This window comes from Methylobacterium sp. J-026, from assembly GCF_022829585.1.
Taxonomy (GTDB): Bacteria; Pseudomonadota; Alphaproteobacteria; order Rhizobiales; family Beijerinckiaceae; genus Methylobacterium.
Genome location: NZ_JAKSYC010000140.1, coordinates 1 through 7,167, shown reverse-complemented (window position 1 = coordinate 7,167; position 7,167 = coordinate 1). Strand labels below are relative to the sequence as shown.

Below are 7,167 nucleotides of genomic sequence, written 5' to 3'. Positions count from 1 at the left end.
GCGATGCCGTCGTGGTCGGCTACGTCTACCGCGACCAGGAACATACCCTCGCGCTGCTCTGCCGGCCGGCCGGCGATCGCCGCGGCTCGGCGCAGGTTCTCTACTCGACCAGCCCGGGTCCGTGCTCGACCGATCGCATCGTACAATGCCTCCTCCAGCATCAGCACGTCGTAGCCCTTCTCCAGGATAGAGCTGGCCATCACGCCGGTCAGCGCGCTCTCGAACTCCTCGCCCGCGACCTCGCCGTCGGCGACGATGACGTTGGCCGCTGCCGAGACGCCAGCCTGCATCAGTGCCTCATCGCCGGCATAGGCGGTCACCGTCTGACGGAAAAGCGTGAAGAGTTGAGCGAGGTTCATGGTTAGCCGCCGGTACGGAGGGTCGAGCGTCAGGCGGAGGTGTGGGCCGCGCCACGTGATCCGCCGAGGCTGACCTGCCGTCGCCCACCGGCGGCGTGTGAGCCGTGGCTTGGGGTCGTATACGGCCGGCGCGAGAGATCGTAGAGCTGGTTGCCCACGAGCCCCGCTGCCCGGCGCAGGCTCGCACCCTCACAGGTTGCGGCGACCCGCACGCCGATTTCGTGGGTGTGGCTGCGGCCATAGAGCCAGACGGCGACCTGTGCTCGGGTTAACTCTGGGATGCCAACGAGCAGAATAGTGAGCTCATCAGGCTTTGCCCGAGCGATGCAAGCTGCGAGCTCGAGTGGCACCGGGCAGTCGCTGGCAAAGTCGGCGGCGGTGATCAATCGAACCTGGGTCACGGGTTCACTCTCAACGTTGACCTGATCCGGGTGTCGGGTATCTTGGTTAACAGAGTGTCTACAGATCGCGCTGGGTGGGGATGAACGTCACTAGGATGCCGCCCCACACCAGCACAGGTGCTAAATCGACGCCATCGTGACGGGTTATTCGCTTGGCAGGCGCTTTCCTGTGCCGGTGCCACTACGCCACACAACACGAAGCTTTATTTTATCGTCTCTCAACCAAAGATCGAGCTCGCTCAGGTTGATGACTGATCAGTAGGTACCTTGGTACTACTATCAAGCTGACGACCATTCGCTGTCGTCACGATTGAGCCGACGATGATCCGCGTCCTCACCTGCGTCGCGCAGCAGCACGACCTGCGCCTCGTCGCCCTGTCGGCGGTGATCTGCGCGCTCGGATGCTTCGCCACCGTCACTCTGATGGCGCGCACCGATGCCGGGGGCCGCCCGCTGCCGCGCTCCCTGCTGCTCGCCGCGCTTATCTTCGGGGGCAGCGTCTGGTCGCTGCACTTCGTCGCCATGCTGGCGTTCCGGCCCGGGGCACAGGTCGCCTACGACCTCGACCTCACCGCCGGCTCGATCGTCGTGGCCGTCGCCGGCGCCTTCGCCGCTCTGCGCCTATGGCGGCTATCCTCCACCCCGCTCGGGATCGTGCTGGCCGGTACCGTGCTCGGGCTGGCGATCACCGGCATGCACTACCTCGGCGTCGGCGCGATGGCCGCCTCCAGCCTCGTGCTGTTCGAGCCCATCTACGTCGCCGCCTCGGTCCTGGTCAGCGTCGCGTTCTCCGTCCTCGCCCTGGCACGATCCGGCGTACTGGCGAGCCTCGGCCGCCGCATCGAGGTCACCGGTTGGCTCGCGCTGGCGATCTGCGGCCTGCACTTCACCGGCATGACCGCGGTCACGGTCGCGCCGATCGCGCCGCGAGCGGATGAGAGCTACCTGCTCGGCTCGACCCCGCTCGCCCTGACGGTCGCCGCCGTCAGCCTCGCGGTGCTGATCGCCGGCCTCGTGGCTTTAGCCCTGCAGCAGCACCTCTCGCAGCGCGATCAGCGTGAGCTCGACCGCATGCGCCTGCTGAGCAACCTCGCGTACGAGGTGCTGTTCATCCACCGGGACGGGGTGGTGTTGGAGGTCAACCAGGCCGGTACCCGCCTATTCGGGATGGCCCCCGACCAGATCGTCGGCCGACCGGTGCTCGACCTGTTCTCGCAGGCCAGTACGCCGGGGCTGCTGCGGCGGACGCGCTGCCGCTCCGAGGAGCTGCGGCCGGAGGAGTTCGAGGCTCGCACCGCCGCCGGCACGCACGTGCCGGTCGAGCTGTCCTGCCGCACCATCGAGTTCGGCGGCAAGCCCGCCACCGCCGTCGCCCTGCGCGACCTCACCGACCGCAAGCGCGACGAGGCCCGTATCCGCTACCTCGCCCTGCACGACGCCCTGACCGACCTGCCCAACCGCTACCTGCTGGAGCAGCGCCTCGGCCCGGCGCTCGAGGCCGCGGCCCTGGACGGGACCGGCGTCGCGGTGATCTACCTCGACCTCGACCGGTTCAAGGCGGTCAACGATCTGCACGGCCACGCCACCGGCGACGCGCTGCTGGTTCAGGTGGCCAGGCGGATGCTGACCGAGCTGCGCCCGAGCGACACCCTGGCCCGGGTCGGCGGCGACGAGTTCGTGGCGGTGCTCACCGGCGCGTGCGCGCCCCAGAGGGTCGCCGAGATCGCCGGTCGCCTGGTCGGGGGCCTGCGTCGCCCGTTCCAGATCAACGACCATCGCGTCGAGATCGGCGCCTCGGCCGGCATCGCCCTCTACCCGGCAGACGGCCGCACGGCTGAGGCGCTGCTGCGCGCCGCCGACACCGCGCTGTACCGCGTCAAGGACGAGGGACGGGGTGCGGTGCGCTTCTTCGAGGCGGCGATGGACGCCGAGCTGCAGGCGCGGCGGCAGCTCGAACACGAGCTCGGCGGCGCGATCACCCGCGACGAGCTGCGGCTGTTCTACCAGCCGATCGTCAACGCCCGCACCGGCGAGATCGAGACCTTCGAGGCGCTGATCCGGTGGCAGCACCCGGAGCGCGGCTTCGTCTCGCCGGCCGAGTTCATCCCGGTGGCCGAGCAGGCCGACCTGATGGGACGGATCGGCGAATGGGTGATCGATACTGCCTGCGCGGCGGCCGCGGCCTGGCCGCAGCCGTGGCGGGTGTCGGTCAACGTCTCCCCGACCCAGTTCCGCCAGTCCGACGTCCCGACGGTCGTCGCGGCGGCGCTGGCGCGTCACGGGCTCGCCCCGGCGCGGCTGGTGATCGAGATCACCGAGAGCGTGTTCATCCAGGATGCCGCGAAGGCCGTGCGGGTACTGACCGACCTGCGCGGGCTGGGCGTTCGCCTGGCGCTGGACGATTTCGGTACCGGGTACTCGTCGCTGAGCTACCTGCAGCAGTTTCGGTTCGACAAGATCAAGGTCGATCAGTCGTTCGTGCGACGGCTCGGCCAGCACGCCGACACGCTGGCGATCGTGCGGGCGATCGTGAACCTCGGGCACAACCTCGGCCTGCAGGTCACGGTCGAGGGGGTCGAGACCGCCGAGCAGCTGGCGATCCTGCGCGAGCTGCACTGCGAGCAGATGCAGGGCTACCTGTTCGCGCGCCCGGCGCCGACCTTGCCGGCGTCCGAACTGGAGTTGGCGCGGCTACGGGCGCTGTTCGCCCCGCCCCCGATCAAGGCGCACGCCTGAGCCCGAAGGTCGTCCCCCGGCGACTAGATTGGTGGATCCTCCGAGTCGCGGGTCTGCCCATCCCAAGATCACCCCCGGCCGATACCGTGCGCGGGCTGAACGCTTCGCATCGTGTTTTCAAACGCGACCGGCCTGCGCCATCGCCCGCACGACCTGGATGCTGCGATGGCGCGTCTCGGCATCGTCGATCGCGAGATAGGCTTGCACCAGTGCGAACACCGCGGCGGCTTCTTCCCCACGGCCTTCGAGCGAGCCACGGATCAGGTGGGGATCGTAGAACTCGGTAATCGGCACGCCGAGCAGCTCGGCTATGCAGGCGAGCGCACACGCTCGCGCTGTCGCGGCTCGCCGATGGGTGTCATCGATCATCGCGCTCACGATCACATTGACAACGGTGATCGTGACCATAACCTACAACCTCTGGAGGCACAATCTCGCTCAGAGGTTGCTTTTAGGCCGATAGACTTACGGTGCGTTGGAGCACTGTCGCTTTCACCCGCCGGGGTGCGTAGCGTTTAGAGACCGCCACCGGTACTCGCCGGGGGGCAGGCCGTGGCGATGCTTGAACCTGCGGTTGAAATGCGCCTGGTCGCTGAACCCGCAGCCGTAGGCCAGCGTCCCAACCGTGAGGTGGGCATACCCGGGATCCGCCAGCCGCTGCGCCGCGATCTCCAAGCGACGCCGCCAGATCTGACCGGCGATGTTGCGCTCGTGCCCGCGGAACAGCTGCTGCAGGTAGCGCAGCGACACCCCGACGGCGGCCGCGAGCGTGGCTGGGTCCAGGCTCGGATCGCCGAAGTGGGCCTCGATGTAGGCCATGGCCCGTCGCACGATGAGCGTGCCCTGCAGGGGCTTTGGCGTCTCCCGAGCGAGGCGCTCGGCGATGCCGGCGATGAGCAGATCGATCCCGATCGCGGCCATCTGGTCGGCGGTGTCCGATGGCAGACCGGCGTAGGTGCGCACCAGTTGAGTAAAGAAGGTGGTGACCAGCGACGTGCTGGCCTGATCCGCCCCCAGGGTCAGGGCCGTGTACCGCCGCGTCGATCCGAGCGCGCGCTCCAACCGTTCGCGGGGAGCCTCGATGAACAGCGTTTGGCTGTCGGAGCGGGTCGTCATGATGGCCGGGCGTCGATCCAGCACGACGATCTCGCCAGCGTGTTGGATCGCGGTGCGATCGTCCTGCGAACTGGCGACCTCACCGCTCAGCACCAGTGCGACGTTCAGCGTATCGTGCTTACCGTGCCGACGGATCGTCTCGGCGGTCGCTTCCGTCTGGATCGCGCTCTGCGTCAAGCGGGTGATCGAAAGCGGGCCAATTTCTGCGGCCTCCATCGTTCCCTGAAACGCTTCGGGATTGGCAGCCGTCAGTTCAACTGGCACGATCCGCTCGAACACCGTCTCGCGCCAGCGCCGGAAACTGTTCTTGGGCTCTTCGTCCGCGGTCGAGAACAAAGTCCTCATCGGATCTGCCGGATGATTGTTTGGATGCGCATGCACGAAAACGCGGCGGCACGCTCTCGGACAAACCGTAGCACGCTCTCGGACAAGCGCAACGCGGCGCATCAACCTAGAAGTGTATTTCGTCCCTCCCAGGAGCCATCTGCGTGTCTACAATACCCCCCTCCGGCCGCGCCTCGACCGTCGAGCTGGCCGCCGCCATCGCCGCCGCCTACGTCGCGAACAACCCCGTCCCGGCCGCCGAACTGCCGGCTTTGATCGCCCGGTTGCACGGCGCAGTCGCCGGCCTCGCTTCCGGTGGTTCGATGTCCCCCGAGGGAGCGCACCGGCCCACCGAGATCGACCGGCCGAGCCCGGCCCAGATCCGCAAGTCGGTCCGGCCCGATGGGATCGTCAGCTTCATCGACGGGAAGACCTACAAGACGCTCAAGCGCCACCTTACGAGCCACGGGCTCGACCCGCACGGCTACCGTGAGCGCTACGGCCTGCCGGCCGACTACCCGATGGTCGCACAGGAATATGCCGAGCGTCGCTCCACGCTGGCGAAGGCGATCGGCCTCGGCCAGCCCGGCGCCATGGCTGAGCGGGACCGGAAAGACCGCAGGGCTGCCTGACGTCGGCAGTTTTACGGGTTTCGGTATTAGACGATGAACGAACTTGAGGAGCGACGACGGGATCTGCTGCGCAACCTCGCCCTGCACGCCAGTCTAGCCCGCAGACGGATGAGTCTGTCGCTGACGGATGCGGCGCGCCTGGCCGGTCTTACCCCGGAGGGGCTCATAACCGTCGAACGCGGTGCGGTTTGCCCGCTGTCGCTCGCCGCGGTGGAGCAGCTCACGCTGTTTCTCGGCCTCACCGCGTGCGGCCTACCGCGTCCCCGCCCCGCCGGGATGCAGTAGCGCCACCTCAAAAGTCCGTGCGTCTGCAACTTTGGCTCTCGCCGTCGCGTAGTGCGCATCGATGCGGACACCCAACGACGAGCCCCGAACTACAGATCCGGCGACGGCCGTGCGCGTCCGAGCGGCGCGGGCACGAGGCGCCTACACGATCGCGACCGTCGCCGCGCTCGCCCGCGTCGATCCGAGCGTGGTGGTCGCCCTGGAGAATGGCGAGGCGATCGCCGACGCCGCGGCGTGCGATCGCGTGCTGGCGGTGCTCGGCCTGCGTCCCGAGGGGCCGCGACACGCGACGCCGGCGCTCGATCTCACCGGACGTCGCGATGACGGGTCGGTCTGAGCCTTCGTCGATTTGGTTGAGGATCAGGTCGGCAGATCGCCGGATCTCGCCGCGCCGGCGCAGATCTCGGCCTGACCGATGAACAGGTCGATCTGAGCCAAGCCCTTGCTCGCCTCGACGCTCAGGTCGGCGTTAAAGGCATCGATCCGAGCGTCGCCGCTGGACGGTCGGGTCCGCAACTCGGCGATCACCGCGACGAGATCCGCGCGATGTCCGTTGAGGTGCGCCAGGATCGCGTCGAGCCGCGCCGCCGACAGGGTCGCCGCACGCCCCTCCGCCAGCCGTTCGATCGCCGCGACGTCGATGCGCGTGAGCGCGGACGTTTGCTCACTCCTGGACTGCAGCGGGACGACCATTCCGGTCATGGGTTGGCCTCGCGCCGTCCGCACAGGCCAGCCTTGAGCTGATGCCTCAGAGCTTCGGCTCTCGCCCGGGCCCACGGTAACCCGACATGAGCTGCGATCCGACGATCGATCGCTCGGTCGATCCGGGTGCAACTCACCCCGTAGGGTTCCGGCCCCACTTCGACGGCGACGCGGATCAGATCCTCGAGTGCACCGTCGAGGCTGGCTCGGACGACAGCTTCATCGCCACAGCCGTCCTCGCGGCGGGACGCATCACATACTTCGGGACCGAACGGGCTGCGTTGGTCGTCCATGACCTCAGCCCACCGCCCGGGCGGCGACACGGACCTGCTGGGTGGCGGCATCGACCTGCTCGCTCGCCCGGGCGATCGCCTCCATACCGCCGGCGATCGTCGTCACCCCGTGGGCGGCCGTGTGCATGCTGCCCGACATCTCCCGCGTCACGGCCGACTGCTCCTCCACCGCCGCCGCGATCGCTGCTGAGACCTCATCCAGTTTGCCGATCGTGCCCTGGATCGAACCGATTGCGCCCACCGCCTCGCGCGTGGCCGCTTGGGTCGCGGTGATCTGCACACGGATCTGATCTGTCGCCTTGGCAGTCTGCTCGGCCAA

Annotated in this window: 9 protein-coding genes and 1 pseudogene; 4 read left to right on the top strand and 6 right to left on the bottom strand. The window is 68.2% G+C overall.

The features are described 5' to 3' along the window. A partial coding sequence (locus MKK69_RS13575) for a tellurite resistance TerB family protein (protein WP_243968477.1) occupies window positions 1-359 on the bottom strand: 359 nt, incomplete at its 3' end. A 29-nt stretch (window positions 360-388) separates the two neighbouring features. Next, window positions 389-760 (bottom strand): hypothetical protein, encoded by a 372-nt coding sequence (locus tag MKK69_RS13570; protein ID WP_243968475.1) that lies wholly within the window; start codon window positions 758-760, stop codon window positions 389-391. Window positions 761-1,081: 321 nt separating this feature from the next. Here MKK69_RS13570 and MKK69_RS13565 point away from each other — a divergent pair, with 321 nt between their 5' ends. Continuing rightward, complete coding sequence (locus tag MKK69_RS13565) at window positions 1,082-3,496, top strand: EAL domain-containing protein (RefSeq protein WP_243968473.1); 2,415 nt, start codon at window positions 1,082-1,084, stop codon at window positions 3,494-3,496. Between the two features lie 117 nt (window positions 3,497-3,613). Here the strand turns inward: MKK69_RS13565 and MKK69_RS13560 are convergent, their stop codons facing one another. Together MKK69_RS13560 and MKK69_RS13555 are read right to left on the bottom strand one after the other, a co-directional pair. Next, complete coding sequence (locus tag MKK69_RS13560; protein WP_243968471.1) at window positions 3,614-3,904, bottom strand: hypothetical protein; 291 nt, start codon at window positions 3,902-3,904, stop codon at window positions 3,614-3,616. A gap of 84 nt (window positions 3,905-3,988) precedes the next feature. Then, entirely contained in the window at window positions 3,989-4,957 is a 969-nt protein-coding gene (locus MKK69_RS13555) for a helix-turn-helix domain-containing protein (RefSeq protein ID WP_243968470.1), read from the bottom strand. 143 nt (window positions 4,958-5,100) lie between these two features. Between MKK69_RS13555 and MKK69_RS13550 the strand changes: the two genes are divergently transcribed. The 3 genes from MKK69_RS13550 to MKK69_RS13540 all read left to right on the top strand — a co-directional run bounded on the left by MKK69_RS13550 (window position 5,101) and on the right by MKK69_RS13540 (window position 6,190). Continuing rightward, complete coding sequence (locus tag MKK69_RS13550; protein WP_243968468.1) at window positions 5,101-5,568, top strand: MucR family transcriptional regulator; 468 nt, start codon at window positions 5,101-5,103, stop codon at window positions 5,566-5,568. Window positions 5,569-5,601: 33 nt separating this feature from the next. After that, on the top strand, window positions 5,602-5,853 hold the full coding sequence (locus tag MKK69_RS13545; protein ID WP_243968466.1) for a hypothetical protein: 252 nt from the start codon (window positions 5,602-5,604) through the stop codon (window positions 5,851-5,853). A gap of 109 nt (window positions 5,854-5,962) precedes the next feature. Next, entirely contained in the window at window positions 5,963-6,190 is a 228-nt protein-coding gene (locus MKK69_RS13540) for a helix-turn-helix domain-containing protein (RefSeq protein WP_243968464.1), read from the top strand. 23 nt (window positions 6,191-6,213) lie between these two features. Here MKK69_RS13540 and MKK69_RS13535 read toward each other — a convergent pair whose 3' ends face one another. Continuing rightward, on the bottom strand, window positions 6,214-6,555 hold the full coding sequence (locus MKK69_RS13535) for a hypothetical protein (RefSeq protein WP_243968462.1): 342 nt from the start codon (window positions 6,553-6,555) through the stop codon (window positions 6,214-6,216). A 297-nt stretch (window positions 6,556-6,852) separates the two neighbouring features. Then, a pseudogene (locus tag MKK69_RS13530) lies at window positions 6,853-7,167 on the bottom strand (chemotaxis protein); the annotation flags it as partial.

Coding starts and splice junctions, on each gene's coding strand:
- MKK69_RS13535 (WP_243968462.1), bottom strand. CDS start 6,555: ATGACCGGAATGGTCGTCCCGCTGCAGTCCAGGAGTGAGCAAACGTCC.
- MKK69_RS13565 (WP_243968473.1), top strand. CDS start 1,082: ATGATCCGCGTCCTCACCTGCGTCGCGCAGCAGCACGACCTGCGCCTC.
- MKK69_RS13555 (WP_243968470.1), bottom strand. CDS start 4,957: ATGAGGACTTTGTTCTCGACCGCGGACGAAGAGCCCAAGAACAGTTTC.
- MKK69_RS13545 (WP_243968466.1), top strand. CDS start 5,602: ATGAACGAACTTGAGGAGCGACGACGGGATCTGCTGCGCAACCTCGCC.
- MKK69_RS13560 (WP_243968471.1), bottom strand. CDS start 3,904: ATGGTCACGATCACCGTTGTCAATGTGATCGTGAGCGCGATGATCGAT.